The organism is Methylobacterium sp. CM6244 (assembly GCF_054817885.1).
The window spans coordinates 1,007,729-1,033,879 of record NZ_CM139247.1 but is presented as its reverse complement, the minus strand read 5'-3'; the positions used below and the strand labels follow the sequence as shown (position 1 = coordinate 1,033,879).

28 protein-coding genes are annotated in these 26,151 nt (G+C 67.2%); 9 read left to right on the top strand and 19 right to left on the bottom strand.

Going from position 1 to position 26,151, the window contains the following annotated elements; translation table 11 throughout:
- Positions 1 to 106: 106 nt before the first annotated feature.
- The 7 genes from ACYQML_RS04710 to ACYQML_RS04680 form a co-directional block, all read right to left on the bottom strand.
- The gene (locus ACYQML_RS04710; RefSeq protein WP_461234867.1) at positions 107 to 1,453 is read right to left on the bottom strand and encodes an L-serine ammonia-lyase; all 1,347 of its coding nucleotides are present in this window, start codon (positions 1,451 to 1,453) and stop codon (positions 107 to 109) included.
- 296 nt (positions 1,454 to 1,749) lie between these two features.
- Complete coding sequence (locus tag ACYQML_RS04705; RefSeq protein ID WP_056422855.1) at positions 1,750 to 2,307, bottom strand: DUF4337 domain-containing protein; 558 nt, start codon at positions 2,305 to 2,307, stop codon at positions 1,750 to 1,752.
- A gap of 102 nt (positions 2,308 to 2,409) precedes the next feature.
- A complete protein-coding gene (locus tag ACYQML_RS04700) occupies positions 2,410 to 3,456 on the bottom strand; it encodes a sulfate/molybdate ABC transporter ATP-binding protein (protein WP_056422852.1) in 1,047 nt (348 codons plus the stop codon).
- Positions 3,457 to 3,460: 4 nt separating this feature from the next.
- Positions 3,461 to 4,375 carry a sulfate ABC transporter permease subunit CysW gene (gene cysW, locus ACYQML_RS04695; RefSeq protein WP_461234866.1) on the bottom strand — a complete coding sequence of 305 codons (915 nt, stop codon included), beginning with the start codon at positions 4,373 to 4,375 and terminating at the stop codon, positions 3,461 to 3,463.
- Positions 4,368 to 5,225 carry a sulfate ABC transporter permease subunit CysT gene (gene cysT, locus ACYQML_RS04690; protein WP_056423334.1) on the bottom strand — a complete coding sequence of 286 codons (858 nt, stop codon included), beginning with the start codon at positions 5,223 to 5,225 and terminating at the stop codon, positions 4,368 to 4,370. Before cysT ends, cysW begins: the two co-directional genes overlap by 8 nt.
- A gap of 321 nt (positions 5,226 to 5,546) precedes the next feature.
- Positions 5,547 to 6,542 (bottom strand): sulfate ABC transporter substrate-binding protein, encoded by a 996-nt coding sequence (locus tag ACYQML_RS04685; RefSeq protein WP_461235668.1) that lies wholly within the window; start codon positions 6,540 to 6,542, stop codon positions 5,547 to 5,549.
- Between the two features lie 815 nt (positions 6,543 to 7,357).
- Positions 7,358 to 7,546 (bottom strand): NepR family anti-sigma factor, encoded by a 189-nt coding sequence (locus ACYQML_RS04680; protein ID WP_244478192.1) that lies wholly within the window; start codon positions 7,544 to 7,546, stop codon positions 7,358 to 7,360.
- Between the two features lie 395 nt (positions 7,547 to 7,941).
- Between ACYQML_RS04680 and ACYQML_RS04675 the strand changes: the two genes are divergently transcribed.
- On the top strand, positions 7,942 to 8,163 hold the full coding sequence (locus ACYQML_RS04675) for a hypothetical protein (protein WP_018045985.1): 222 nt from the start codon (positions 7,942 to 7,944) through the stop codon (positions 8,161 to 8,163).
- 301 nt (positions 8,164 to 8,464) lie between these two features.
- On the opposite strand, the gene ACYQML_RS04670 is transcribed toward ACYQML_RS04675, so the two are convergent.
- Together ACYQML_RS04670 and ACYQML_RS04665 are read right to left on the bottom strand one after the other, a co-directional pair.
- Positions 8,465 to 8,860: a hypothetical protein gene (locus ACYQML_RS04670; protein WP_056422839.1), complete on the bottom strand. Its 396-nt coding sequence runs from the start codon at positions 8,858 to 8,860 to the stop codon at positions 8,465 to 8,467.
- Positions 8,861 to 8,933: 73 nt separating this feature from the next.
- Entirely contained in the window at positions 8,934 to 9,389 is a 456-nt protein-coding gene (locus ACYQML_RS04665; protein WP_056422836.1) for a MerR family transcriptional regulator, read from the bottom strand.
- A gap of 68 nt (positions 9,390 to 9,457) precedes the next feature.
- Here ACYQML_RS04665 and ACYQML_RS04660 point away from each other — a divergent pair, with 68 nt between their 5' ends.
- Entirely contained in the window at positions 9,458 to 10,243 is a 786-nt protein-coding gene (locus ACYQML_RS04660) for a cation transporter (protein WP_311275618.1), read from the top strand.
- Between the two features lie 198 nt (positions 10,244 to 10,441).
- Here ACYQML_RS04660 and ACYQML_RS04655 read toward each other — a convergent pair whose 3' ends face one another.
- The 3 genes from ACYQML_RS04655 to zapE form a co-directional block, all read right to left on the bottom strand.
- A complete protein-coding gene (locus tag ACYQML_RS04655; RefSeq protein ID WP_461234865.1) occupies positions 10,442 to 12,790 on the bottom strand; it encodes a xanthine dehydrogenase family protein molybdopterin-binding subunit in 2,349 nt (782 codons plus the stop codon).
- Positions 12,787 to 13,266, bottom strand: a complete 480-nt coding sequence (locus tag ACYQML_RS04650) for a (2Fe-2S)-binding protein (protein WP_056422827.1) — start codon at positions 13,264 to 13,266, stop codon at positions 12,787 to 12,789. Before ACYQML_RS04650 ends, ACYQML_RS04655 begins: the two co-directional genes overlap by 4 nt.
- A 474-nt stretch (positions 13,267 to 13,740) precedes the next feature.
- A complete protein-coding gene (gene zapE / locus ACYQML_RS04645; RefSeq protein ID WP_461235667.1) occupies positions 13,741 to 14,886 on the bottom strand; it encodes a cell division protein ZapE in 1,146 nt (381 codons plus the stop codon).
- A gap of 88 nt (positions 14,887 to 14,974) precedes the next feature.
- On the opposite strand from zapE, the gene ACYQML_RS04640 reads away from it, so the two are divergent.
- From ACYQML_RS04640 to ACYQML_RS04625, 4 genes are all read left to right on the top strand, one after another.
- Positions 14,975 to 15,103 (top strand): hypothetical protein, encoded by a 129-nt coding sequence (locus tag ACYQML_RS04640; RefSeq protein ID WP_461234864.1) that lies wholly within the window; start codon positions 14,975 to 14,977, stop codon positions 15,101 to 15,103.
- Positions 15,104 to 15,218: 115 nt separating this feature from the next.
- Complete coding sequence (locus tag ACYQML_RS04635) at positions 15,219 to 15,809, top strand: GNAT family N-acetyltransferase (RefSeq protein ID WP_461234862.1); 591 nt, start codon at positions 15,219 to 15,221, stop codon at positions 15,807 to 15,809.
- A 110-nt stretch (positions 15,810 to 15,919) separates the two neighbouring features.
- Entirely contained in the window at positions 15,920 to 16,213 is a 294-nt protein-coding gene (locus ACYQML_RS04630) for a hypothetical protein (RefSeq protein ID WP_311275614.1), read from the top strand.
- Positions 16,214 to 16,334: 121 nt separating this feature from the next.
- A complete protein-coding gene (locus ACYQML_RS04625; RefSeq protein ID WP_056422815.1) occupies positions 16,335 to 16,553 on the top strand; it encodes a hypothetical protein in 219 nt (72 codons plus the stop codon).
- Between the two features lie 12 nt (positions 16,554 to 16,565).
- Here ACYQML_RS04625 and ACYQML_RS04620 read toward each other — a convergent pair whose 3' ends face one another.
- The 3 genes from ACYQML_RS04620 to ACYQML_RS04610 all read right to left on the bottom strand — a co-directional run bounded on the left by ACYQML_RS04620 (position 16,566) and on the right by ACYQML_RS04610 (position 19,498).
- On the bottom strand, positions 16,566 to 17,252 hold the full coding sequence (locus ACYQML_RS04620) for a polyamine aminopropyltransferase (protein WP_461234861.1): 687 nt from the start codon (positions 17,250 to 17,252) through the stop codon (positions 16,566 to 16,568).
- 113 nt (positions 17,253 to 17,365) lie between these two features.
- On the bottom strand, positions 17,366 to 19,039 hold the full coding sequence (locus ACYQML_RS04615; RefSeq protein ID WP_056422809.1) for a formate--tetrahydrofolate ligase: 1,674 nt from the start codon (positions 19,037 to 19,039) through the stop codon (positions 17,366 to 17,368).
- A 237-nt stretch (positions 19,040 to 19,276) separates the two neighbouring features.
- Positions 19,277 to 19,498 (bottom strand): heavy-metal-associated domain-containing protein, encoded by a 222-nt coding sequence (locus ACYQML_RS04610; protein ID WP_056422806.1) that lies wholly within the window; start codon positions 19,496 to 19,498, stop codon positions 19,277 to 19,279.
- Between the two features lie 285 nt (positions 19,499 to 19,783).
- Here ACYQML_RS04610 and ACYQML_RS04605 point away from each other — a divergent pair, with 285 nt between their 5' ends.
- Positions 19,784 to 21,265 carry an EAL domain-containing protein gene (locus tag ACYQML_RS04605; protein ID WP_461234860.1) on the top strand — a complete coding sequence of 494 codons (1,482 nt, stop codon included), beginning with the start codon at positions 19,784 to 19,786 and terminating at the stop codon, positions 21,263 to 21,265.
- 102 nt (positions 21,266 to 21,367) lie between these two features.
- Positions 21,368 to 22,282: a TIGR01459 family HAD-type hydrolase gene (locus ACYQML_RS04600; RefSeq protein WP_419953172.1), complete on the top strand. Its 915-nt coding sequence runs from the start codon at positions 21,368 to 21,370 to the stop codon at positions 22,280 to 22,282.
- Positions 22,283 to 22,325: 43 nt separating this feature from the next.
- Here ACYQML_RS04600 and ACYQML_RS04595 read toward each other — a convergent pair whose 3' ends face one another.
- Together ACYQML_RS04595 and ACYQML_RS04590 are read right to left on the bottom strand one after the other, a co-directional pair.
- Complete coding sequence (locus tag ACYQML_RS04595) at positions 22,326 to 22,859, bottom strand: protein phosphatase CheZ (RefSeq protein WP_056422799.1); 534 nt, start codon at positions 22,857 to 22,859, stop codon at positions 22,326 to 22,328.
- Positions 22,860 to 22,914: 55 nt separating this feature from the next.
- Positions 22,915 to 23,298, bottom strand: a complete 384-nt coding sequence (locus tag ACYQML_RS04590; protein WP_018046001.1) for a response regulator — start codon at positions 23,296 to 23,298, stop codon at positions 22,915 to 22,917.
- 277 nt (positions 23,299 to 23,575) lie between these two features.
- Between ACYQML_RS04590 and ACYQML_RS04585 the strand changes: the two genes are divergently transcribed.
- A complete protein-coding gene (locus ACYQML_RS04585; RefSeq protein ID WP_461234859.1) occupies positions 23,576 to 24,589 on the top strand; it encodes a bifunctional riboflavin kinase/FAD synthetase in 1,014 nt (337 codons plus the stop codon).
- A 37-nt stretch (positions 24,590 to 24,626) separates the two neighbouring features.
- Here the strand turns inward: ACYQML_RS04585 and ACYQML_RS04580 are convergent, their stop codons facing one another.
- Complete coding sequence (locus ACYQML_RS04580) at positions 24,627 to 25,397, bottom strand: anti-sigma factor family protein (RefSeq protein ID WP_056422795.1); 771 nt, start codon at positions 25,395 to 25,397, stop codon at positions 24,627 to 24,629.
- A gap of 90 nt (positions 25,398 to 25,487) precedes the next feature.
- The gene (locus ACYQML_RS04575) at positions 25,488 to 26,129 is read right to left on the bottom strand and encodes a sigma-70 family RNA polymerase sigma factor (RefSeq protein ID WP_461234858.1); all 642 of its coding nucleotides are present in this window, start codon (positions 26,127 to 26,129) and stop codon (positions 25,488 to 25,490) included.
- Between the last annotated feature and the right edge of the window lie 22 nt (positions 26,130 to 26,151).

Below are 26,151 nucleotides of genomic sequence, written 5' to 3'. Positions count from 1 at the left end.
GCTCCTTCGGACGCGCCCCCTCACCCTCGGCTGCCGCCTCGCCGCGCCGACGACGAGGTCGTCGCGGCCCTCTCCCCGCAAGCGGGGCGAGGGGATGCGCCCTCCCTCAGCACGCCGCCACGTTCACCGCCAGGCCGCCGAGCGAGGTCTCCTTGTACTTCGCCTGCATGTCGTTGCCGGTCTGGCGCATGGTCTCGATGACCTCGTCCAGGCTGACCCGATGGATGCCGTCACCGCGTAGTGCCAGGGAGGCAGCCACCACCGCCTTGTTGGCCCCGAAGGCGTTGCGCTCGATGCAGGGGATCTGGACGAGGCCGCCGATCGGGTCGCAGGTCATACCGAGATGGTGCTCCATCGCGATCTCGGCGGCGTTCTCGATCTGCAGGGTCGAGCCGCCGAGCAGCGCGGCGAGGCCCGCCGCCGCCATGGCCGCCGCCGAGCCGACTTCCCCCTGGCAGCCGACCTCGGCGCCGGAAATCGAGGCGCGGCTCTTGATGAGACCGCCAATGGCTGCCGCCACCAGCAGGAATTCGCGGCCGCGCTCGTCCGACCAGCCGGGGCAGAAGTCGCGGGCGTAGCGCAACACGGCTGGGACGATCCCGGCCGCGCCGTTGGTGGGGGCGGTCACCACCCGCCCGCCGGCGGCGTTCTCTTCGTTCACCGCGAGGGCGAACAGGCTGATCCAGTCCATGATCTCGTGGGCCGGCCGGGCGTTGAGGTGGCGGTTGGCCTCCAGATCCTCGAACAGCTTCTTGGCCCGCCGCCGCACCTTGAGGCCGCCGGGCAATTCGCCGGTCTGGCGAAGCCCCCGGTCGATACAGGCGAACATCGCGTCGCGAATCGCGTCCAGCCCCTCGTCGATGACCTCGCGGCTGCGGCTCGCGCCCTCGTTGGCGCGCTGGACCTGGGCGATGGAAAAGCCGGTGCGCAGGCATGTCGCCAGCAGATCGGCGGCGCTGGCATAGGGCAGCGGAAACGTCATTGCCTCGCCCACCGCCGCCGCTTCCTCGCCGACCACGAAGCCGCCGCCGATGGAATAGCAGGTGACCGTGTCGAGCACGCCGCCATGCTCGTCGAGGGCGCGGAACCGCATGCCGTTGGTATGGACCGGTAGCACCTCGGTGAAGTTGAAGACGAGATCGGTCTCGAGGGCGAAAGCCGGTCCACCGAGGCCGAGCCTGCCCGTCCGCTTCGCTTCGGCCACGTATTCGTCGACCCGGTCGGGGTCGATCCCGGCGGGGCTATGGCCGAGCAGGCCGAGAAGAATGGCGACATCGGTCCCGTGCCCACGCCCGGTCCAGGCGAGGGAGCCGAAGATCTCGGCGCGGATGCGCGCGAGGCCGGTATGCCGCCGCGTCCGCTCGCGGAAATCGAGGGCCGCCACCATCGGCCCCACCGTATGCGAGCTCGACGGGCCGATCCCGATCTTGAACAGGTCGAAAGCGCTGATCATCGGTCCCGGTCCGCCTCATCCGCAGCGTCGCGCCACCATGCGGCAGTGCGATCGCTCATCAGACAGACCGTGATCTGAAGATCGCGCCCCGTCTTCGCAAGTGCGCCGTCCGACCTGCGAAATCCGGGCCGGACACGGTCCGCTCCGACGGGCCGCGTGGCGGGGCGATGCTCCGGCTCATATCAGGCCTCACTGAACCTGACCCAAAGACCAGGGCCGGTGAGGTCTTGCGGACGACCGCCGCCGCGCCGTCGCGTGGGCAGAGCTCGATGAGTCCGGCTCATCGAGGTCTGGTATCAGTGGAAGAACGGCAGGAAATGCGGAGCGTAGAGGCCGAAGCCCAGCATCACGAGGCCGGCGACGCCCAGGAACCCGCCCGCCAGCGTCAGTGCGGCGATGCCGGTGATGACCTGGGCCGAGGCGAGCACGATGCCGATCTGGAAGGCGGCCGAGCCGAATTCGTAATGATGGTAGCGGTGGAGCGCGAGGTCGCGATGCTCCTGCGAGGCCCGCGCCTTTTCCTGCAGTTCCTTGCGCCCGTCGCCGGTGGAGGGGTCCGATTCCCAGCGCGCCATGGTCTTGGCCCATTCGGCCCGTTTGGCGGCGATGGCCGGTGCGTTGGCCGTCTCCGGCGGGATCAGGGCGAGGGTTTCGTCGGCAGTCTTGAGGATGGTGCCGCGGATGGTGCGGGCCTGGTAATAGGCCCATTGGTTGGAGGATTCGACGTTGGCGCTGAGCGCCTCGGTCTGCGCCCCCTTGGCCAGGGTCTCGGCCAGCGCCAGGAACAGCGCCAGCACCGAAATCAGCAGCGCGACCTTCTTGTTCGAGCCCTCGATGGCTCCGTGACCCGACATGCCGGATGCTCCCTCTCGTGTTCGACGGCGGGAGTCACAGCCGATCCGCCGAGGAAGCGCAACCGTTTCCTCGGCGGTTTCGGGGCCGCATCGTCCGGCTCCTCAATCCTTGAAGACGTAGCCGGCGATGATCTTGAGCCCGACCGGGCGGCCGGCGGCGAGGCGGTGGGTATCGGAGGCCTCCACCACGACGGTCTTGCCTTCGGGGCGGTCCACCTCGATCCGCTGGCGGCCCTGGCTGCGGTAGGACGAACGCACATGGCCTTCGAGATGGGCTTGGTCGGGCTCGGCGAATTGCAGCTGCCACGGTCGGGCATAGAGCTTCACCGGGCCGACGAGGCCGGCCGGTGCCTTGACCGGGGTCAGCCGGCCGTTGACCCGCACCTCGCCCCCTTGGACGATCGCCTCGACTTCGATCGTGTCGCCGAGGAACTTGAGCACGGTGGAGGAGACCGGGTTTTCCTGGACCTCGTCCGGGGTGCCGATCTGTTCGAGTCGGCCCTTGGACAGGACGGCGACGCGGTCGGAGAGCTCCAGCGCCTCGTCCTGGTCATGGGTCACGAAGATCGTGGTCTGGCCGGTGCGGTCGTGGATCTCGCGAAGCCAGCGGCGCAGGTCCTTCCTAACCTGGGCGTCGAGGGCGCCGAAGGGCTCGTCCAACAGCAGCACGCGGGGCTCCACGGCCAGGGCGCGCGCGAGCGCGATGCGCTGGCGCTGGCCGCCGGAGAGTTGCGACGGGTAGCGGTCGGCGAAGCCCGAGAGCTTGATGAGGTCGAGGAGATCACCGACCCGGCGTTTGATCTCGGCCTTGGCCGGCCTGTCCGCACGCTTCCGGGCGTTGAGGCCATAGGCGATGTTCTCGGCCACGCTCATATGCTTGAACAGGGCGTAATGCTGGAACACGAAGCCGACGGCCCGCTCCTGCACCGGAACCCGCGTGGCATCGTCGCCGCCGAAGATGATGCGGCCGCGATCGGGAAAGTCGAGCCCGGCGATGATGCGTAGCAGCGTGGTCTTGCCCGAGCCCGAGGGGCCGAGCAACGCCAGCAATTCGCCCGCCTGCACGTCGAGGGAGAGGTCGTGCAGCACCGCCGCCGTGTCGAAGGTCTTCGACAGGTTCTCGACCCGGATCGCCGTGGACGAACCCACCGGGTCAGTGACCCCGTGCGCCCGCTGCGATCTCGGCACTGAAGCGCCATTCGAGGAGGGATTTGACGAGGAGGGTGACAAGAGCGAGGCCGGCAAGGAGGGAAGCGACGGCGAAAGAGGCAACGAAGTTGTACTCATTGTAGAGGATCTCCACGTGGAGCGGCAGCGTATTTGTCAATCCGCGGATATGGCCTGAGACCACCGACACCGCGCCGAATTCGCCCATCGCCCGGGCGTTGCAGAGGAGCACGCTGTAGAGCAGGCCCCAGCGGATATTGGGCAGCGTCACGGTCCAGAAAGCGTGCCAGCCGGAGGCGCCGAGGGTCAGCGCCGCTTCTTCTTCGGCGGTTCCCTGTTCCTGCATCAGCGGGATCAGCTGGCGGGCGACGAAGGGGAAGGTGACGAAGATCGTGGCGAGCACGATGCCGGGAACGGCGAAGATCACCTGGATGTCGTGAGCGATCAGCCACGGGCCGAGGAGGCCCTGGGCCCCGAAGACGAGTACGTAGATCAGCCCCGAGACCACCGGCGAGACCGAGAATGGCAGGTCGATGAGGGTCACGAGCAGGTTCTTGCCGCGGAACTCGAACTTGGCGATGGCCCAGGAGGCCATGATGCCGAAGACGAGGTTGAACGGCACGGCGATGGCCGCCGTCAGCAGGGTCAGGCGGATCGCCGAGCGTGCATCCGCCTCCGTGAAGGCGGCGAGATAGGCTGACCAGCCTTTCGCGAAGGCCTGGATGAACACCGTCATCAACGGCAGCACCAGGAACAGGGCGAGAAAGACCACCGCGACCCCGATCAACACCACCCGGACGACACGGCCTTCCGTGACCACGCTCCGTGCGCGGGCGGGCGGACCTCCGGCCTGGAGATTGGGGTGCCGGACATCCGGGTTTCCGACGACGGCGCTAGACATAACCGAACCTCCTGCGGCTCCAGGCCTGGATCAGGTTGATGGCGAGCAGGGTCAGGAACGAGATCCCGAGCATGATCGTCGCGATGGCGCAGGCGCCCCCATAATCGAATTCCGAGAGCTTGATGACGATGAGGAGCGGGGCGATCTCGGAGACGTAGGGAAGGTTGCCGGCGATGAAGATGATCGAGCCGTATTCACCGACGCCGCGGGCGAAGGCGAGGGCGAAGCCCGTGAGCACGGCCGGGATCAGGGGCGGCAGCACCACCTTCACCAGCGTGTGCCAGCGGCCGGCACCGAGAGTGGCCGATGCCTCCTCGATCTCCTTGTCGATCTCGACGATCAGGGGCTGCACCGTCCGTACGGCGAAGGGCAGGCCGATGAAGACCATGGCGATGTAGATGCCCACCGGCGTATAGGCGGCCTCGATCCCGAGCTTGGCGAGCTGTTCGCCCACGAGACCGTTGGGGGCATACAGGGAGGCCAGGGCGATGCCGGCGACGGCGGTCGGCAGGGCGAAGGGCAGATCCACCACCGCGTCCACGATCTTGCGGCCGGGAAACCGGTAGCGGGTGAGAACCCAGGCGATGAGGAAGCCGAAGACCGAGGCGGTGAGCGCCGCGAGGAGCGAAACCCCGAAGCTTACGCGCAGGGCGCTGGCGACGCGCGGATCGGTGGCGACCGCCCAAATTCCCGACAGGCCGAGGCCGGAGGCGCGGGCGACGAGAGCGGCCAGGGGCAGCAGCACGATGATGCCGAGGCAGGTCAGGGTATAACCGAAGGTGATCCCGAAGCCGGGAATCACACTGGGCTGACGGAAGCGTCGTCTCGGACGCAGAGGGGGCTCTGCCATGGGGTGGTCCTGATAATGGATCGCCTCGCTCACGCATCGGCGGGTCGGGAAGCGGGCACGGTGTCCGGCTGAGGTCGCCCCCTGCTCCCTGGGCACCCTCCCCGTGACGGCTGCTAGATTCACACACCTGCTCTTCAAGGCAGAGCGCGTCCCTCTCCCCCTTGTGGGGAGAGGCCAGGAGTGGGGGTGGCTCCGCCAGCCTCCGCAGCATCAGGGTCGCACAACCACCCCCACCTCCTACTCCTCCCCGCAAGGGGGAGGAGGGCAGGGTAGCGCGCATACCGCGACATGTGTGCCTATCGTCGGCCGGAGAGAGGCGCGCTACGGCGCCGGCTTGCTCAGCTGGTCGAACAGCCCACCATTGTCGAAGTTCTTCTTCTGGATATCGTCCCAGTTGCCCTGAAGATCCTCGATCTTGAAAAGTTTCAGTTCGGGCAGCTGCGCCAGATGCTCGGGCTTGGCGGCCTCACGCTTGATCGGGCGGTAATGATGCTTGGCGAAGATCGCCTGCGCCGCATCCGAATAGAGGAACTGCAGATAGGCCTCGGCCTGCTTGCGGGTGCCCTTCTTGTCGACATTGGCGTCCACGAGGGCGACCGGCGGCTCGGCGTAGATCGAGGTCGGCGGAACGATCACGTCGAACTTGTCGCGGCCGAACTCTTCGAACACCAGATAGGCTTCGTTCTCCCAGGTCGGCAGCACGTCGCCGAGACCGCGCTGGGCGAAGGTCACGGTGGAGCCGCGCGCGCCGGTATCGAGCACCGGCACCTGCTTGTAGAGCTGGCCGACGAAGGCGTTGGCCTTGTCGGCGTTCTTGCCTTCCTTCTCGTAGGCGTAGCCCCAGGCCGCGAGGAAGTTCCAGCGGCCGCCAGCCGAGGTTTTCGGGTTCGGGGTGATCACCTTCACGTCGGGCTTCACGAGATCGCCCCAATCCTTCACGCTCTTCGGGTTGCCCTTGCGCACGAGGAACACCACGGTCGAGGTGTAGGGCAGACCTTCTTTGGGCAGCTTGGTGCGCCAATCGGCAGGAATCTTCTTCGAGATGCGGCTGATCGCATCGATGTCGGAGGGGATGCCCAGGGTCACCACATCGGCCGGGATGCCGTCGATGACGGTGCGGGCCTGCGAGCCGGAGCCGCCATGGGCCGCGCGGATGGTGACCGTCTCGCCGGTCTTCGCCTTCCACTCCTCGATGAAGGCCGCGTTGATCTCCTTATAGAGTTCCCGCGTCGGGTCGTAGGAGACGTTGAGGAGTTCGGTCTGCGCCTGGGCGCTGCCGGCGGCGAACAGCGCGGACCCGAACCCTGCCGAGACCAGGCCGAGCGAACCGGCGCACAGGGCAATGACACGTCTGCGGTTGGACAGACGGCGGGCATTCGGCGTGGAGGATAGGTTCGAGCTCACAGGTTCGTCTCCGGCTACATCGCGGCTGCGGGACAAAGCCGTCCCGACGCCTCGGTGGCGCTAGGTTTCGTTTGTTTTAAAGAACAATGTCAAGCTTGACCGAGGGGTGCCTCTTTCGTTCTAGATAGGCAATTCTCCTTACGAAAACGAAGGCGTGAGGAGGAAAACATTTGCTATAGAAATATGTTCTATCTATATCCGCGAAGGGAGAATATAAAGCCTCGGTCGGCTAGTTCTATAGAACGAACGTTCCGTAACATTTCCGGCGCCAATGTGCATTGCAGCATCCGGCCCGGTTTCCCGGGTCCGTACGCGCGGAGTGTCTCATAGGTGGGGTCGGTCATGTAGCAGCGATAGCGCGCCATTCCGGCCAGACACGACGGAAAACCGGATGCGGGAACCCGCAGCCGGTTATGCTGGCAGAAGGGCTTCCCGAACGCCTGAGAATCAGGAGATCGGGACAGGCTTGGTCTGGAAGGAGCAGTGCCTGCGCAGGCGTCCCTTCGAGGAACGGCTCAGTCGGAGGCGAGAGCGACCAGGGAGAACAGGGTCGCAAGCAGGATGTTTCCGGCGACGACGAGAACGAGGACGGTCATGGGATGGGATTTCGCGGGTTGGCGGAAGACGGGCCGGGCAGGTCCAGCACGTAGGCGCGACCGATAGCACCGCAATTCTGAACGCTGTGTGTCGTCTCGCTCATCCCTCTGACGGATCGCGCCTGTAACGGGTCACCCCTTCCGCCGACCGAGCTTCGACAGCAGGGATTCGATGCGTTCGCCAACCGGTTCGATCAGCGAATCGGCGTAATGGGCCCGCAGGTTCAAACCGAGATGGCGTCGCACGCTTGCCGTGAGCGATACCGGCCTGCCCCGCGGCGTCCGACCGTCCTGCCCGTCATCCGGCTGCATTTTGGTCATGAGGGGAACTCCGCTCATGCCGACTTCCCAAGGAGGGACTGGGTCGGCCCTGACCGGTAGGCTGCCAGGGAATGGTTAAGAACAATTTTATCCGTTTCGGTAAAAAGTCTGTAAGGCCAAGCTTCTAGAGCGAGCGCCCCGTTTTCCCTTATCTGTCAATGACATTTTACATTTTTCGAAGCGAAATAAATCCGTCAGCCATACCACCGGGAGGAAACGGCGCGGGTGCAAAGGGTTGCGTCCGGCCAAGCCCCCTGCCGATCCGCAAACAGGGTTACCGAATGGTTTCCGGCTGTGGACGGCTGCGCCGAAGCGGGGTTACAACGCTCTCGCTCACTGAGTCGGATTCAAGTGTTCGGAGAGCAAAAATCGCATGAAGGGGAGATCTTCAAAGAATGCAGACCATCACCATCACAGTGCGAGAACGTGACACCGTATTAGCGGCGCTGCGTTACTATCAATTCTATCGCCTTCAGGGCCATCCTTTCGATCCTCGGCAAGATCACCTGATCGATGCAATTGCAAGTCACTCAGGTGAAAGTCTAGATCTTGCGGAGATCGACGATCTTTGTGCCGGCATTCAGGGCAACAAACACGCCTTGAGCGCGGCTGCGTAACACCCCCACAGGGGTCCTCGATACGTCGGCGGCGGCCCTCCTGCGCCGCCTAAAGACGGGGATGGGCCGAGCGCCGCACACTCCACGTCGTCGCCAAGACGACGCTGGTCGGGGCGGATGTCCGAAACGGCCTCAAAAAGAAAAACCTTCTCTTTTCACGATTTGCCAGGACATCCTTCACGACCCGCTGGGCCATCGCCCATCCGGCCCACGTGCAGGCCGCAGGCACCGTGCCGGGCTCCCCCGGCCGGTGCGCCGCGACGATGCCCGAAAGCTCGACCGGACCCATCGGCCCTTCGCTTCACGGCGCCTTGGCGAGCTGATTCTTGGCCCGCTCGACCGCCGCGTTGCAGGCCTGGGCGTCGCCCTTGCCGTCGGCGGTGCGCGCCTCGTCCAGGGCGACCTTGGCCTGCATCGCGGCATCGGCGCCTTTTCCCGCCTCAGCGGATTTCTCCGGCGGAGCGGCCGGGGTGGAGGCATTGCCTCCCTGCGCGGTTTCCCCCTGGCCTTCGCGCGCGCCGGCCGCCGCCTTACCCGAGGTCGAGGCGGAGATGGCGCCCGTCGCCTCGTCCTTCACCCGCGTCTCAAGGCGCGCGATCTCTTCCGAACAGGGGGAGGCAAGGGCCGGGCCCGCCGCAAGGCCGACGGTGAAGCCGGCAGCCAGCAGCACGGCGAGGGGACGGGATTTCTGAATCATGGGGTATCCTCAAGGGGGGCTGTGACGGGACAACCCGTGTCCGGCCCCTTCGGCTCCCCTGACGCGGCGAAGTTTACGCCTCGGCGAACCCTGTCGATCCCGGCCGCCCACCGCCATGGTCGTGGTCGCATTCACCGTGGTCGGCCAGCACCTGGATGACCCGGCACTCACCCACCCGCCCGTGGCCGCATTCCGTCACCATGCGCTGCAACTCCGTACGCAGGGCGATCAGCCGGGTGATGCGCTGCTCCACCTCCGCGAGGTGACGTCTCGCCAGACGGTCCACCTCGGCGCAGGATTCCTCCGGTTGCGCGCTCATGGCGAGAAGTTCGCGAATCGCATCGACCTCGAAGCCGAGTTCGCGCGCGTGACGGATGAAGTTGAGCCGTGCCACCTCGGCGTCGCCATAACGGCGCTGCTGCCCATCGGTACGCGGGGGTGACGGCATCAGCCCGACCTGCTCGTAATAGCGGATCGTCGGCACCTTCACTCCGGCGCGGCGCGACAGGATTCCGATTGAGAACGTCATTTTCCGCTTGATCCTCTAGTCGCTAGAGCTTGTAGGCTTCTGTTTAACGACGGAACGAGGAGAGAGCCATGGCCGAATCCTGCTGCGGCACGAGCCTGAACCAGACTGAAGCCCACACGCATGTGCATTCCCACGATCATGCCCATGACACGGCGGGCGCGCACGACCACGCCGTGGCGACGCACGCTCCGAAGGCCTCGTCGCACGAGGAATCTTGCGGTTGCGGCGGGGGCGTTCCGGTCTTCGACGGGGTCGATCCGCGCTATAAACGGGTGCTGTGGTTCGTCATCGCCCTCAACGGCGCGATGTTCGTCACCGAGATGGCGGCTGGCCAGGCGGCTGGTTCGCAGGCGCTGAAGGCCGACGCCCTCGACTTCCTGGCCGATACCGTCACCTACGGCCTCAGCCTCGCGGTCATCGGTGCGAGCCTTCGCACCCGCTCGTTGGCGGCTCTGGCCAAGGGGGTAAGCCTCAGCCTGATGGCGGTCTGGGTCTTCGGCTCGACGATCTACCAGACGCTCGTTCTCGGCGTGCCGAGCGCGGAATGGATGGGCGGGATCGGCCTGCTGGCACTGGCCGCCAACGTCGCCTCGGTGCTGCTGCTGATGCGCTACAAGGACGGCGACGCCAATGTCCGCTCCGTCTGGCTGTGCTCGCGCAACGATGCCATCGGCAACATCGTGGTGATGGGCGCGGCGCTCGCCGTCTGGGGCACCACGTCGGCCTGGCCTGACCTCGCGGTCGCCGCCCTCATGGCCGGCATCTTCCTCACCTCTTCGGTCCAGATCCTGAAACAGGCCTGGGGCGAGTATCGCGAGGGGGGCCGGGAGGCGCAGGTCTTGGCGGCCGAGTGAGGGTGGGACCACCTTAATATGACGTGGTCATTCCGGGGCGCCGACGGCGAGCCCGGAATCCAGAGCCATCAAAGGTACAGGACCTTGCGCTGTCGGCGTTTCTAGATCCCGGACTCTGCTGCGCAGCCCCGGGATGACGTCGCTGATCCGGAAAATCTTCGGCCCCTTACAAGAAAGGGGCCGAAGAGTGTTGCGGTCTTACGAGCTCAGCTGGTCGCGGATCGGCAGCTGCCGGATGCGGCGGCCGGTGGCGGCGAAGACCGCGTTGGCGATGGCCGGCGCCACGGGGGGGACGCCCGGCTCACCGACGCCGCCGAGCGGACGGCTGTAGTCGTTGTTCTGGATCAGGTGGACGTGCAGCTCCTTCGGGGCGGCGTCGAGACGGGTGATCTCGTAACCGTCGAAGTTGTTCTGCTGCGCGCGCCCGTCCTTGAAGGTGATTTCGGCCGACAAGGCCAAGCCCATCCCCATGACGACAGCACCCTCCATCTGCGAGCGGATACGCTCCGGGTTGACCTGCGGCCCGCAATCGACGGCGATGTCGATGCGCTTGACCGAGACTTCGCCCTTGGCGCCCACTTCGACCTCGGCGGCGACCGCCGTGTGGGTGACGAAGCTGTAATGCCCGGCAATGCCGAGGCCCCGTCCCTTCGGCAGCTTGCGGCCCCAGCCGATCCCCTTGGCCGCCGCCTCGATGACCCCACGCAGGCGCGCGGTCTCGATCGGGTAGCGGGCCGGGTCCTCGCCGTAATTCCACACATCGCCGATGGTGGTCGGGTCGATCACCCGGTCGGGGCCGATCAGGGCCAGCAGGTACTCCTTCGGATCCTTGCCCGCCGCATGCGCCAACTCGGCGACAAACGACTGGATCGCGAAGGCGTGCGGGATGTTCGACACCGAGCGGAACCAGCCGATGCGCACATGCGCGTCGGCCGCCGGGTTCTCGAGCCGGATATTCGGCACGGCGAACGGCGTGTTGGTCAGTCCCATCCCGAGCTCGAAGGGCAGCTCGTTCTTGGCGCCGGCGGCGAAGATCGAGCCGATCGTGGGCGCCGCCGAACGGTGGAGCCAGGCCACCGGCATGCCCTTGTCGTCGAGGCCGGCCTCCAGGCGCTCCACCGAGATCGTGTGGTAGTAGCCGTGATGGAGGTCGTCCTCGCGGGTCCAGGTGAGCTTGACCGGCGCACCGTCCACGGCCTGCGAGCACAGGGCCGCCTCGAGCACGTAATCGGGCTTCGACTTGCGGCCGAAGCCGCCGCCGAGCAGCGTCACGTTCACCCGCACCTTGTCGGCAGGCAGGTTGAGCTTCTTGGCCAGGCGGTCATGGGTCGCCTGGGGAGCCTGCGTGCAGGCCCAGGCTTCGCAGAACCCGTCCTTGATCCGCACGGTGGCGGCCGGCGGTTCCATCGGGGCCTGGACGAGGTGGGGCACGAAATACTCGGCCTCGATCCGCTGCTTGGCCTTGGCCATGGCGCCGTCGACGTCACCCTGGTTGCGCACGACCTTGCCGGGCGCGCGTGCCGCCTTCTCCAACTCGCCGCGGAAGGCGACCGAATCGTAATGGGCGTTCGGGCCGTCGTCCCAGGTGATCTTCAGGGCGTCGCGGCCCTTCATTGCCGCCCAGGTGTTCTTGGCGATGACGGCGACGCCGCCGATCGGCTGGAACTCGGACGGGATCTCGGGCGTGTCGATCTTGAACACCTTGACTACGCCGGGGACCTTCATGGTCTCGGCCTCGTCGTAGCTCGCCACCTTGCCGCCGAAGACCGGCGGGCGGGCAACGAGGGCGTAGAGCATCCCGTCGAGACGGGTATCGAGGCCGTACATGGCCTTGCCGGTGGTGAAGTCTTGGTTGTCGATGAGGCCGATCTTGCCCTTGCCGATGAACTTGAAGGCTTTCGGATCCTTCAGGGTCACGCTCTCGCGAGCGGGCACGGCGAGTTCGGAGGCTGCCGCCGCCACGTCGCCATAACCGAGCGTGCGCTTCGACTTGGCATGGGTGAGGACCGAGTTCTCGGCCTTCACTTCCGCTGCAGGCACGCCCCATTGCTTGGCGGCGGCCTGGACCAGCATGGCCTTCGCCGCCGCACCCGCATGGCGCAGGTGCGGGAAGAAGTGGCGCAAGCTCCGCGAGCCGTCGGTGTCCTGGTTGCCGAACCGGGCTTCGTCGCCCCAAGCCTGGGCGACCTTGACCTTGGCCCAATCCGCCTCGAGCTCGTCGGCGACGACGAGGGCGACGGAGGTGCGCACGCCCTGGCCCATCTCCGAGCGATGGCAGGTGATGGTGACGGTGCCGTCCGGCGCGATGGCCACGAACACCTTCGGGTCGTCCTGCCAGCCATGCGGCATGGCATCGGCGCCGAATTTCTTCGGCTCGTCCTTCTTGTCCTCGGCACGCGCGGAATCACGCCAGGACAGGGCGAGCACCAGGGCACCCATGCCGCCGAGCATGGCGCGGCGGCTGACATTGGCGAGAGCGCTGGGCGCTTCGGGGGCGGCGGTCGTCTCGGTGGCGAGGTCGGCCATGATCTGTGCGTCGTGAATCACAGGCGCTCTCCCTTGTTGGCGGCCGGCGCGTTTCCGGCGGCCTGATGGATCGCGGCGCGGATGCGCGGATAGGTGCCACAGCGGCAGAGGTTGCCGCTCATGGCCTCGTCGATCTGGGCGTCGTTGGGCTTCGGCGTCTCCTTCAGGAAGGAGGCCGCCTGCATCATCTGCCCGCACTGGCAATAGCCGCATTGCGAGACGTTCAGGTCGCGCCAAGCCACCTGGACCGGATGGTTGCCATCGGGCGAAAGCCCCTCGATGGTCACCACCTCCTGGCCTTCGGCTGCGGAGATGGGGGTGACGCAGCCGCGCACGGCAGTGCCGCCGAGATGGATCGTGCAGGCGCCGCATAGGGCCTGGCCGCAACCGAACTTAGTGCCGGTGAGGCCGACTTCGTCACGCAGGAACCACAGCAGCGGCATGTCGGGATCGCCGTCGAAGCTGCGTTCAGCCCCGTTCACGGTGAGTTTGATCATCGGTCTATCCTGTCATCGATCAGGCCACGGACCGGTCGAGATCGGCGGGCTACCGATCCGTTGGGCTCGCGAATACCTTGGAGGTCGTCACTCAGGCGCGGGGCGCGCGCGACATCGTCGCCGTCCCGCATCGAAACGTCCCTGAGGTGCGGCAGCGGATCCGGCACCCCTCGACAGGGAACCGTCGCAGTGCACGAAGCCCCCACGCCCCGTACCTCATAATGAATCCAATTAAACGGTAGGGGTGCTGCGGTGCAACGGCCGGCAGCCACGGGCGTCACTTTCGTGAAGCTCGGCCGAGGATTCGATGTGCTGTTGCGCACAGTACGTATCGGGCGTCTGGGACGCTTTCGAATGTCGCTCGTTGTTTATGCCGGCTCTGCAGACATCGCTCCAGCGGGCCTCGGTGAAGCGCCAAACCTTTCGAATCGCTTCGACATAACGGTGCTTGAACCGTCCGGCACTTCGCCTCGATCAGGTCTCCACGAGGCCGAAGCTGGACCCGCTCGCCTCGGAATCACCGCGCCCATGGGGTAGAGCGAGGTATTCCGATGAGCGCATCTCGATGAGGCGCGAGACCGTGCGGTCGAACTCGAACGCCTCTCGGCCCTCGGTCGCCGTGTAGAGACCGGTCGGCTCGGCGGCGGCCGAGGCGATCAGTTTCACGTGGGCATCGTAGAACGTGTCGACGAGGGTGATGAAGCGCTTGGCCTCGTTGCGGTTCGCCTCGCCCATCACCGGGATGTCCGAAAGGATCACCGTCTTGAAGGAATGGGCGATGGCCATGTAGTCGGCGGCGCCCAGCGGCTGGGCGCAAAGGTCGGCGAAGCCGAACCGGGCGACGCCGGCGGCCTCCTCCGGCACGGCCACCTCGCGGCCTTTCACGCGGATCGTGGCAGGCTTGCCCCGGGCTTTGCCGGTGAGCCCCTTGAAGGCCTGATCGAGGGCGGCGGCGGCCGTCTCGTCGGCAGGCACATGATAGACCGAAGCGCCACCGAGCTTCTCCAGGCGGAAATCCGTGCGGGAATCGAGCTTCAGGATCTCGACCCGGCTCTTCAACTCCGCGACGAAGGGCAGGAACAGCGCGCGGTTGAGCCCGCCTTCATAGAGCCGGTCGGGCTCGACGTTGGACGTCGCGACGACGGTGACGCCGCGCATGAACAACGCCCCGAACAGCCGGCCGAGGATCATCGCGTCGGCGATGTCGGTCACGGTGAACTCATCGAAACACAGCAACGTCGCCTCGTCCGCCAGGGCGTCGGCCACCACCGGGATCGGGTCGTCACCCTTGGCCGTGCCCGCCTTGAGGGCCTGCCGGTGGGCATGGATGCGCTCATGCGCATCCGACAGGAAGCCGTGGAAATGAACGCGGCGTTTCTTGCCCGGCGCCGCCTCGTGGAAGAGGTCCATCAGCATGGTCTTGCCGCGGCCGACGGAGCCCCAGATGTACAGGCCCTTGGGCGGACCTTCGCTGTCGCCGCTGCGGCCGAACAGCCAGCCGAGCGCGCTGCCCTTCTTCGCCCGACGCCGCCTGTCGAGATCCTGGACCAGCCTGTCGAGGGCCTGGACCAGATGGGTCTGAGCCGGGTCGCGCTCGATGGCGCCCGACGAGACCAGCATGTCGTAGCGCGCCGAAACCGGACCGGCAGGAGAATCACCGCCCTGCGAACCGGCGGAGGATGCGGAACCTGAGGGGGGACTCACGGCGATGGCGACCTTGGATACGGGACGGCGCAAGGGCCGCGTGCGCGTCGATGGAACCGGTCCAGCGACAGGCCCGAAGACCGGTCTGCCGCGCGTCGCCGGAGGGATCAAGCGCGGCATGCTGGCCGGATGACGTTTTGTTGCATTGCACAAAATCGGCGGCGATGCCATCTCGTGGCCTCCTCGAGGGAGGTCACGCCCGGAGCCAGCGCACATCAGCGCGATGTCATCCGGAGTACGACGGCACAATGCCCGACACCATTTCGACCGGACCGAATGTCCGGCGCCTCTGGCCCAGCGACCGAGCCATGGTCGAGGGCTATTTCCTGCGGCTCGACCCCGATACCAGAGCCAATCGGTTCATGGCCGCCGTGAGCGATGCTGCGGCCGTTGCCTATGCAGCCCGCGCCCTCAAGGTAGAAGGGCTGGTCTTCGGCGGTTTCGTCGAGGGGACCTTGCGTGCGCTCGGCGAATTGCGCCCGCTCACCGGCCCCGTGCCGGGGCTGAGCCTCGGCCGCGATGCGGAGGCGGCCTTCGCCGTGGAGCGCGGGTTCCGCCGCAACGGCCTCGGCCATGCCCTCTTTCGGCGGATCGTCTCGGCGGCGCGCAACCGCGGCGTCCGCGATCTTCATGTCCGCTGTCTCAGCTGGAACGGCCCGATGCGCGGGCTCGCCACCAAGCTCGGCGCCGAAGTGACCCTGGCCGATGGCGAAGCGGAGGGGGCGCTCGTCCTCGCCCGTCCGACGCCCGCCTCCCTCTGGCGCGAGGGGATCGACGAGGCGCTGGATTTCACCCTGGCGGTGGCCGCTGCCGCCGAGCCGCTGAAACGAGCGGCGTGAGAGATCAAGCGGATTGGCGGCGAGGTCGCCGGACGCTATCCTGGGTTACTCTCGGGCGTCGCCGTCGGCTTCGCATTCGCCCGGCTCCCTGTTCGAAAAGATACTCCGCCATGAGATCCGTGCTCGCTGCCTGCATCGTCCTGGCTCCTCTCGCCGTTTCGGCGCAGGAGCGGCCGGCGACCCCCGCCATGCTCTGCGCCGATGCCGCAGCCCTGGTGAACCGCGTCGGGGCCATCGTGATGACGACGGGGCCGATCACCTACGACAGGATCGTCCGCGACGGTGGGTTCTGTCCCCTGCCGGAAGCGCCCAAACCCGCCTACGAACTCACCCAGGACGTGGCGAAATGCTTCGTCGGGTATGTCTGCCGCGACAAGTTCAACGAGGGCAGCACGCGCGACTGAGTCCGATCGCGGTTCAGGGCTACGGCCAAGCTGCCATGTTGAAGCCAAGTCTCCACCCGATGGCCGCCGCACCACGGCGCTAACGAAGCTCCTTCGATCACGATCGGGGAGGGGGCTTCTCATGACCATCGGCGAGAATTCGGCACAGGATCGGCGTTCCCGGGAGGGACATGCCACGACGCGCCTGGAGCATTGCGTCGCCCATACGCTGCGGGTGATCGAGGCGGCCCGCATCGAGCGGGAGGATGCGCCGGTGAAGGCGGCCCGTCGCCATCTGGCGGAAATCTACGGCGTCACGCGGCTCAACCGACGCCTGGAGCGCAATCGACATTCGGCGTGAATCCGGCGGCGTTCAGCGCGGCGCACGCCCCGGTTTCATCGCCAGCCAGATCGTATGGCGGGCGCCGCTGGTGACATTGGCCCTGACAGGAACCTCCTCCACGGCGAACCCGCCCCGGCGAAGGCGCTGAGTAAAGGTCCGGTCCGGATGCGCGGACCATACGGCGAGCACGCCGCCGGGCCGCAGGGCCGTCATGGCCGCGCCCAATCCCGCCCCGTCATAGAGCCTGTCATTGGCCGCCCGGGTGAGCCCGTCGGGGCCGTTATCGACGTCGAGGAGAATCGCGTCGTAGGCGGCGGTCGCCGAGCGGATCGCGCCGACGACATCGCCGATCCGCAGGTCCACCCGCGTATCGTCGAGGGCATTCGCCGACAGGGCGCTCAACGGCCCGCGCACCCATTCCCCGACGTTCGACACGAGTTCGGCGACGACGATCGCGGCGTCGGGGCGCAACGCATCGAGGGCCGCGCGCAGGGTGAAACCCATGCCGAGACCGCCGATCAGGAAACGCGCGCCCGCGCGGCCTCCGACCCGCTCCGCCGCGAGTGTCGCGAGCGCTTTCTCTGAGCCGCTGAGGCGGCTGCTCATCAGCTCGTTATGTCCGAGCTGGATCGAGAATTCGGTGCCGCGCTGAAGCAGCCGCAACTGGCCCTCGTCCCCGGGGATCGGTGCGGTGTCGAGGACGATCCAGGGAATCATGAGCGGGGCCGGCGGGATTGCATGCCGACCCGGCTATCACAGCTGGGGCGGGGGATCACGCGATGCCGGGCAGGCGCCCCTCCCCCGACAGGGGAGGGGCCATTGGCATCCGGCTAGAACAGGCCTTCGATCTGCCCGTCGGCATCGAGATGGATGCCCTCCGAGGCGGGGACCTTGGGCAGGCCGGGCATGGTCATGATCTCACCGCAGATCACCACGACGAAGCCGGCGCCGGCCGAGAGCCGCACGTCGCGCACCGAGATGAGGTGGCCCGAGGGAGCGCCCATCAGGTTCGGGTCGGTGGAGAACGAGTACTGCGTCTTGGCCATGCAGACCGGCAGGTTGCCGTAGCCGTCCTTCTCGAACTGGGCGAGCTTGGTGGCGGCCTTCGATTCCACCTGGATGTCGCCCGCGCCGTAGAGCTTGGTGGCGATGGTCTTGACCTTGTCGGTGAGCTTGGTGTCGGTCTCGTAGGCGAAGGTCAGCGGCTTCTGCTCGCCTTCGGCCAGCTTGACCACGGCCTGCGCCAGCTCCTCAGCGCCGGCTCCGCCTTCCGCCCAATGCTTGCAGGTGATGGCCTCGACATCGAGCTTCTCGCGGCACAGCTCCTTGAGCTTGGCATGTTCCGCGTCGGTATCGGCGTAGAAGTGGTTCACACCGATGACCACGGGCAGGCCGAAGCCGCGCACGTTGGCGACATGCCGGGCGAGGTTGGCGAAGCCCTTCTCCAGGGCGTCGAGGTTCTCGGAGCCGAGCTCCTTCTTCGACACGCCGCCATGCATCTTGAGGGCGCGCACCGTGGCGACGATGACCACCGCCGAGGGTTTCAGCCCCGCCTGCCGGCACTTGATGTCGATGAACTTCTCGGCACCGAGATCCGCGCCGAAGCCGGCTTCGGTGACCACGTAATCGCCGAGCTTGAGGCCGGCGCGGGTGGCGATCACCGAGTTGCAGCCATGCGCGATGTTGGCGAAGGGGCCGCCATGGATCAGGGCAGGGTTGCCCTCCAGGGTCTGGACTAGGTTCGGCTGCAGCGCGTCCTTGAGGAGCACGGTCATCGCGCCGGTAGCCTTGACGTCGGCCAGCGTCACCGGCTTGCGGTCGCGGGTCTCCGCGATGACGATGCGGCCGAGACGGGCCTCGAGGTCGTCGAGATCACGGGCGAGGCAGAACACAGCCATGACTTCCGATGCCACGGTGATGTCGAACCCGTCCTCGCGCGGGAAGCCGTTGGCGACACCGCCCAGCGACTGGGTGATCGACCGCAGGGCGCGATCGTTCATGTCGACGACCCGGCGCCAATGGATGCGGCGCACGTCGATATTGAGCTCGTTGGCCCAGTAGACGTGGTTGTCGATGAGCGCGGCGGCGAGGCTGTGCGCCGAAGTGATGGCGTGGAAATCGCCGGTGAAGTGCAGGTTGATCTGCTCCATCGGCACGACCTGGGCCTTGCCGCCGCCGGCGGCACCTCCCTTCATCCCGAAACACGGGCCGAGCGAGGGCTCGCGCAGACACATCACCGTCTTCTTGCCGATGCGGTTCAGCGCATCGCCGAGGCCGACCGTGGTCGTGGTCTTGCCTTCGCCCGCCGGGGTCGGGCTGATCGCGGTCACGAGGACGAGCTTGCCCTCGGGCTTCGATTCCAGCGACTTGATGAAGGCGTGGTCGATCTTGGCGATATGCCGGCCGTAATGGTGCAGGGCATCTTCCGGCACGCCGATCTTCTCGGCCACCTGCGTGATCGGCTGCAGGGTAGCCGCGCGGGCGATCTCGATGTCTGAGGGCATTGGTCTCTCCCGGTCTGTCGTCGCGATGGCGTGTCGCGCTTAACGCTTCTTGTGGACGATCGTGGGTTCGCGGCGTCCGGCGGCGACCCGCGAACAATCCATGCTTCACCGTTGCCATCACTGTGAGCGATGGAGCAAGCAAAAGCGCGTCGGAATTTTTCAACCCGTCTGCAAAATTTCATTTGAGAGCGCCGAGGCTCGGGCGGGTCGCCCGCCTAGGCGGTGTGCGGGGCGGAGTCAGCCCGACATCGCCGTCGCCGTGTAGCCGGCCTGGTTCAGCGCCTCGGCGATCGTCAGGCTCTGGGCGTCGGTGGTGATCGCCACGCGGCCGTGATCGCGGTCGACGGCGACATGCGCCTCCGGATCGATCCGCAGAATGGCCTTGCGCACCGCCTCAGCGCAGCCGTCGCAGGTCATGCCGTCCACCTGCATCAGCAGGTCTACCCGTCTCGTATCCATCCAACCGCTCCCGTCGCTGGGTCACGTCTCGCACCTCATGTAGAGCCAAATCCCCTCCCGCCGCGAGGGGGGATGGTCCGGGAGGCCTCGGGGGCGCTGCCAGGCTGGCTGAAGCCAAGCTTCGAAGCTCATGCAACACATGGCAAAAAACCGGTTCACGCAGCCCGCGCCCATCTTGTGGGACCTCGTCGCCTCGGCGACAAACGGAGCCTGTCTCGATTTGCGTAAACCGTGAGCGAGGCCCCGTGATCTCCGCTCGATCGTCGTGAGGATAAGAGTATTCCGATGGCCCGGATCGTCGGCCGACGCACGGGCCCGTGGCTCCTGAGTCTCATCGGGTTCGTGGTCCTGGCGCCGCTCGCAGTGATCTCCCCCCTCGGCGGCGCCTTCGGACTGGCGGCCATGAGTGGTCTCGTCGCCATCCTGGCTGCGCGCCGGGCGCGCACGCTCGACCTGCGGTGCGAGAAGCTTTCGGGAGAGCTGGATATCCTGTCCCAACGCCTCGTGCGCCTGGAGACGGTGGCCCGGCTCATCGCCGACCAGCAGATGCGGATCGAGCGCGCCCGTGCCGAGGAGGACGGCCCGGCGGAGGCCAAGGCCCCCAAGGAATCCTCGGTGGATGCCGCCGTGGAGGAGGTCACTGCAGAAATCGGCCTGCTCAGCGGCATCGTCCGCGAACTCGCCGCCGTGGTCGCCGCGCAGGACGGAGAGATCGCCCGCCTGAAGGCAACGCCACCGGCCGCTCCCGCTCCGACCCCGATCGCCCGTCGTGACGCCGCAGATGCCTCCATCGTCCCGCCGCCTTCCCCGCCGCCAAGAACCGAGACCGCTGCGGCGCCCTGGGTGCCGCGCGCCTGGCCACCGCAGGAGCGGTCCGAGACGGTCGCGGACCGGGTTCGGCCGGACCGGAGCCGGGATGCTGTCATGGTCGCAGCCTTCGATGGCGGCGGGCTCGAAGTCCATCTCCAACCCATCGTCTCTCTGCCGCAACGCAAGGTCGTGTCCTACGAGGCGCTGGCGCGCCTGCGACTCGGCGCCGACATTCTCAAGCCGGAACTGTTCCTGCCGGCCCTCGAACGCCATGGGCGAACCACCGAACTCGATCGCCGCATGCTTCCCCTCGTCGCCACGGTGGCCCGCCACCTCAGCGGACGCGGCAGTCAGGCGGCTGTGACGTACGGCCTGTCGCCGCATTCCCTGTTCGAGCCCGGCTTCCTGCGCACGCTGCCGCGGCTGCTCGCCGGTGAATCCGCGCAGTCGGGACGCCTCGTGATCGCACTGCCCCAGTCGAGCTGGCGCAGCCTGGACGCGGAGCAAGCCGGCGCCCTGGCAGAACTGCGCGGTCGCGTGGGCTTCGCCCTGGACCGTCCCGTCGACCTGCGCCTCGACCCCCTGGCCCTGGCCGATCGGGGCGTCAGTCAGGTCAAGGTGCCCGCCGATCTTCTCCTGCGACCCGATTCCCGCCAGGCCATGCCCGATATCGCCCTGGACGATCTCGTCGCCTCCTTGTCCCGGGCCGGCATCCGGCTCGTCGCCGACGCCGTCGAGCGCGAGAGCGACGTTCCCGATCTCATCGACCTCGACGTGCCGCTGGCGCAAGGCACCGTCTTCGCTCCGGCGCGGGCCGTGCGGGCCGAGGTCCTGGCCGCAGCTCAGGCTCAAGCCTCGCCGCCAGAGACGCCGCCGCCGCCGCAGGAGCCCGGCGACGATCCCGAACCACCGCCGCAGCGCCGGCCGTTCCGCGACTTCCTGCGCCGGGCCGGCTGAAGCCCGCCCGCATCGCTCCGATGCGTTGATTTCGGTGTCCGGCGGGCCTAACCAGTCGGCCATCCCGTCATGCCCCTCGTCCTTGCCAGTCAGGCCTACCCCATGAGCGAACCGTTTGCGCGCGCCACAACGCCGGCGCAGATCCCGACCCTGGGCGGTCTTTCAGCCGTCGCCGGGCAGTACGACCTCATTCTGTGCGACGTCTGGGGTGTGCTCCATGACGGGACGCGGGCTCATCGGGGGGCGGGCGAGGCACTGATCCGATTCCGCACCCTGCCCGAAGCCGGTCGCCGACGGCGCGTCATCCTCGTCTCGAATGCCCCACGCCCCTGGGCCGGCGTCCAGACCATCCTCGACGGCTACGGCGTGCCGCGCGAGGCCTATGACGCCATCCTTACCTCCGGCGACCTGACCCGGCGCCTGATCGCGGAGCATCCGGGCGAGCGCATCCACCATCTCGGGCCGGAACGCGACGCGACGATCTTCGATGGCCTCGATATTCGCCTCGTGGCGGCCGGTGAGGCGGAGCGTGTGGTCTGCACCGGCCTGTTCGATGACACGGTCGAGACGGCGGAGGATTACCGGGATACGCTGGCCGGCTTCCGGGCGCGGGACGTGCCGATGATCTGTGCTAATCCCGACCTCGTGGTCGAGCGCAAGAAGAAGTTGATTCCCTGCGCCGGCCTGATCGCGCAGGCCTATGAGGAGATCGGCGGTTCAGTGACCTATGCCGGCAAGCCGTACCGCCCGGTCTACGAGGCGGCGCTCGCCATGGCGGCGGACCTCGATGGCGGCACCGCGCCGGACGTCGCCCGCGTCCTCGCCGTCGGCGATGCCCTGCGTACCGATATCGCGGGGGCGGCGGCCTACGGAATCCCGAACCTGCTGGTGGCGCGCGGCATCCACGCGGAGGAGCTCGGCGTCCTGGCCGAACACGACACGCTCGGCGAGGTGGCCGAATGGCTGGCCCGCCAGGAGGTCCACCCGGATGCCGTCATCGAACGATTGGTCTGGTAGGCTCTCGCGGCTTGATCGTTCCAAAGCCGCGAGGCCCGACTGATCACGCGAACAGAGCGTCGATCTCGTCCTGGGCCGTGGCGGGGCCCTTGATCTGCGGTCCGTTGAGGAGGAGGAGCTCGGCCCGAACCCGGCGCTCCACCTCCGCCGGATCTGTGCCGCTTTCGTCCTTCGCCTTCACTGCGGTGGCGAAGCGCGACAGCCGATTTTCGAGCTGCCGCAGGGATTCGCTGACCTTCGCGATCCGCTGCCCAGTAATGTCCTGGAACGTGCAGGCCTCGAAGATGTCGTTCATCCGTGACTCGACCGAGGCACGGTAGTTCTTGTCGTTGGGCAGGCTGAGGATTTCCTCGGCTGCCGTCATGATCGAGTTCGTCGCGCCGGCCGTCGCCTCGACGACGCTGCCGAGTTCCACATGGGCCATCGGCAGCCGGTCGCGGGTGAGCTCGTTCGCCCGCAGGGCCGCGATCTCCTTCCGGACATGCGCGATGTAGTCGGCGATCTCGACCAGCTCGCGGATCAGCGATGGGCGTGTCGATGCCAGCGTAGGGCCGTTCGTCCGTGCTTTCTCGCCCATGCCTATCGCTCCACGACACTCTGCTTCGTCGAAGAAGGGAAAGCGGGTCTGCGGCTCAAGCGCCGCAGACAGCCTCGATCTTGCTCTTCAGGGTTGCCGCATTGAAGGGCTTGACGATGTAGTTGTTCACGCCGGCCTTCTTGGCCGCGATCACGTTCTCGGTCTTCGATTCGGCGGTGACCATGATGAACGGCGTGGTGCGCAGGGCCTCGTCGGCACGGACATGGCGCAGCAGCTCATAGCCCGTCATCGGCTCCATGTTCCAATCGGAAATCACGAGGCCGTATTTGCGGTTCTTCAGCCGAGCCAGGGCCGCTGTTCCGTCAGAGGCATCGTCGACTTCTTCGAAGCCGAGCTGCTTGAGCAGGTTGCGGATGATGCGGACCATCGTCTGATAATCGTCCACGACGAGGATCGGCATGCCGAGATCGAGGGCCATGGGTCGGGGTGCTCCGTCGGTGCAGGGCCGGTGCGGCGCGCCGCGGACCGGATCAGTGGCAATATTTCTTGGGGAAGCGCCGCCACGCGCCGCCTCTCGTTCGTGAAAGTACCGCAGCCCGCATTGCGAAGCGGTTAATTGGACAGGGGATCTTGCATCCCGCACTGATCGACCGTCACTTCCCTTGACCCTCCCCCGGCTTTTCGACAGGTTCCGGCGCGAATTCCCCCTTCGGTCGCTCCTTCGGCCGCTGCATTTTCGAGACCGCTTGAACCTGATGGCGCCTGCCGACGACCTTTCCGCGCGTCCCGCAGCCCCCTCCCCGTCGGGGCGGCCTTTCATCATCTGCCGCGAGGACGAGGCGGTGCCGGCATCCCTCGCGGGGGCCATCGCGGCGATCGGGAATTTCGACGGCGTGCACCGGGGCCATGGCGCCCTGGTCGAGGCCGTCCGCGAGGAGGCGGACAAGCGCGGCGTCCCGGCGGTGATGCTGACCTTCGAGCCGCATCCACGCGCCTATTTCGCTCCCGACCTGCCGATGTTCCGGCTGACGGGCCCGGCCGCCAAGGAGATCGTCTTCGCTCGCCTCGGCCTCGACGGCCTGATCGTGCGCCGTTTCGACGCGCTCATGGCGGGGACGACCGCCGCCGGTTTCGTCCACGAACTGCTCAAGCGCGATCTTGGCGTGTCCGGCGTCGTGATCGGCCACGACTTCCATTTTGGGCGCGGGCGGGAGGGAACGCCGGAGGTGCTGGCTCGGCTCTGCGCGGAGGCCTCCCTCGCATGCCGGATCATTCCTGCCGTCTCCATCGGGGAGGGGGAAGCCCCCGTCTCGTCGAGCGCGATCCGGGAAGCCCTGCGGCAGGGCGACATCGTCCTGGCGAACCGGCTGCTCGGCTACCGCTGGTTCGTCTGCGGAGAGGTCCGGCACGGAGACAAGCGCGGCCGTACGTTGGGATATCCCACGGCGAACGTGGCGCTGCCCGATTGTGGCCTCGCCCACGGCATCTACGCCGTCCGAATCGGGCTACCCGATGGATCGGTCCGGGACGGCGTCGCGAGCTACGGGCGGCGCCCGACCTTCGACGACGGCGCTCCCCTGCTCGAAGTCAACCTATTCGGCTTCTCGGGCGATCTCTACGGACAGACCATCGCGGTGGAGTTCCTGGGCTACATCCGCGGCGAGGAACGCTTCTCCGGCGCCGAGGCCCTGATTGCCCGGATGGATGTGGACGCGGCCGAGGCGCGCGTGCTCATCGCAAACGACCGGGTTCCGTCGATGATCGGCTGAATTCAGTCGCGGCCACCGGGTCGCGATATCCGCCGGCTCAGCGCTTGGCGGGATCGATCGAGGCGAGGCGACGCGCCGCCTCTTGCAGCGCGCTCTGGTGGCCGTTGCCGCTGAGCGCATAGACCGAGCGGCCCGCCGTCCAGTAGACGGTCTCCCCGTCGCCCGGGCTCGCCACCTCGCCGGTGAAGGCCGCCTCGCTGGTGCCCCGCGCTGCGAACAGCGAGACTTCGCCGAGATCGGGGGCGTCGATCATGACCTCGACCCCGGCCCCGTGACGGGCGGGCACGATCTGGACATCGCGCACCGACCAATCCCCCGGCAGGTCCGGCAGGACGATGCCGGTGGCACTCGAGATGCCAGCCTTGTCGTAGCTCGGCGAGGCGGGCGAGCCGAGGCGGGCGCGGATATGGGCCACTTCCCTGGCCTGGCGCGCATCGGCGACCAGGGCAGGGTCGACCGGCGCGGCGAAGGTGTCGGGCACGCCGAACACGCCCGTATCCGAATGCGCGATCCAGCCGGCGCCCACGAGGAGCACGATCACCGCCGCACGCTTCAGCCGCTCACCGGCACGCCGCCATGCCATGGATCGATCGAGGCGGCGGGCCGCCGCGCGGTTGCGCTCCGGACCCGGCCCGGGCAGCTGCGCGAAAGCCTGACGCAGGGCGTCCCTGTCATGCATCTCGGCCATCACCCGCGCGGCAGCCGCCGGCGTTTGGGCGAGATAGGATTCCACCTCGAGCCGGCGCATGACGTCGAGCTGTCCGTCGACGAAGGCGGCGAGGTCACTGTCGGTGATCGGGTCGATCATGACGGTCGGTATCCAGTTCAACGATCGAAAGCGGTGACGCTTTCATGCAGTCCTGACACTCGTCACCGAGTGCCCTCGAATTCGGTGCGGTTACGAACCGCCCATGGCCTTGGATGCGAGGCGGATGTCCTGCCTCGTATCCTGGCCGTTCCAGTCGCGGACGAGGCGCAGATGCGGCCGCTCGGGCTTGCCCGAACCCGATCCGGGTAAGGAGCCGGAACGGCTCCGGCCGCTGCCGGCCTCGCCTTCCTCAAAAGCGCGCAGGGCCGCGCGGCCACGCCCGAGTCGCGACATCAGAGTGCCGATGGGAATACCGAGTACCGCCGCCGCGTCGGCATAGGCCATGCCCTCGAGGGTCACGAGATGGAGCGCGGCGCGCTGCTCTTCGGGCAAGGTGAGGAAGGCCTGGCGGATCTGGGCGAGGCGCACCTGCCCTTCCTGGGACGGCGGTACGCTCTCGTCGCTCATCTGGACGAGGGATTCGGCGTGGCGGGCTTCCACCCGCTTGCGGCGCTGGTCGTCGATGAAGACGTTGTGCAGGACCGTCATCATCCAGGTCCGCAGGTTGGTGTTCGGCCTCACGGAGAGGCCGGATTCCAGCGCGCGGACGAGGGTGTCGTGGACGAGATCGTCGGCTTTCAGCGTGTCGCGGGTCAACGAGCGCGCATAGCGTCGCAAGGGGACCAGAAGGTCGACGATGGAGGAGGCGGTCTGAGTCGGTTCGGCCGTCATGAATCAGTTAACGCGCGAGCCC